1 protein-coding gene is annotated in these 1,320 nt (G+C 47.1%); it reads left to right on the top strand.

Annotated elements, in window-relative coordinates; translation table 11 throughout:
• On the top strand, positions 1-1,320 hold a 1,320-nt coding region (locus AB4653_RS27090; protein ID WP_372105781.1), incomplete at both ends, for a glycosyltransferase.

Genomic DNA, 1,320 nt, shown 5'->3' with positions numbered 1-1,320 from the left:
GATCATCATCGTTGACGATGGCAGTGAACTCACCACGAAACAGTTTCTGGCTCCCTTAGTAGAGAATTCAAACGTAACCTTGGTGACGCTTGAGCAGAACCAAGGCAAAGGCGGTGCCGTAAAGGCTGGCATCAAGCGAGCACAGGAGCTCGGCTTTAGTCATGCCATTCAGATTGATGCTGACGGTCAACATGACCTAGACGCCCTACCCGCATTAATCGAAGCGTCACAAGCTAAGCCCCAGCGCCTGATCTCAGGTCAGCCTGTCTATGACGATAGCGTACCGAAGGCAAGGCTCTACGGGCGCTACGCGACACATATTTGGGTGTGGATAGAAACTCTATCTCTCTCAATTAAAGACAGCATGTGTGGCTTTAGAGCGTATCCAATCGATAAGACACAAACAGTACTGAATAAATACGATGTCGGTTCGAGAATGGACTTCGATATCGAGATTCTGGTTCGCTTATACTGGGAAGGTTGCGACATTGACTTCATTGAGACGCGAGTCATCTACCCTGAAAATGGTGTCTCTCATTTCGATGCGCTGTGGGACAACGTAAAAATCAGTTGGATGCATACTCGACTGTTCTTCGGCATGCTGCCAAGAGCCCCTAAGCTGATTGCTCGTCACTTCAAATCAGATTCTGAAGATCACCCAACGACTTCGACACAATTTTCAGAAAGCAATCAGGCGCAGCAAATACCAAATAGCACTGAACAGCCTCATTGGTCCAGAACTCAAGAGCGCGGCACAGTTCTCGGTATCAAACTGTTGTTAGCTGTGTACTCACTATTAGGTCGAGGTGTATTCAACCTAATTTTGCGCGGTGTGATGCGTTACTACCATTTGACAGGCAAACGCGCGCGAAACGCTTCTGAGCAATACCTATTCCAGCTTAAGACATACGCAGAGCAACAGAATATTGAGTTACCCGCTGAATTAACCAGTTATAACCACCTGCTTTCGTTTGGCCACACCATGCTAGACAAATTAGCCGCATGGAAAGGTGATTTCTCAGTCGATAACCTGACTATTCATGGTCAAGAGCAATTCGAAAGTATGGTGGAAAACCAGCAAGGTGTGCTAATCCTGGGTTCTCACCTTGGTAATATCGAGTTGTGCCGAGCTTTGGGACGTCGACACTCACACATCAAAATCAATGCGCTGGTCTTCACGGAACACGCCGAACGCTTTAATTCGGTGATGAAAGCAGTAAACCCACAATCTGATTTAAACCTGATTCAGGTGACATCGATGGGCCCTGATACCGCCATCTTGTTGCAACAAAAATTGGAGCAAGGTGAATGGATTGTGAT

It is taken from the genome of Vibrio sp. 10N.222.48.A3, assembly GCF_041475345.1.
Lineage (GTDB): Bacteria > Pseudomonadota > Gammaproteobacteria > Enterobacterales > Vibrionaceae > Vibrio > Vibrio tasmaniensis_A.
The sequence above is the reverse complement of the archived record's forward strand: the minus strand, read 5'-3'. Positions and strand labels throughout refer to the sequence as shown.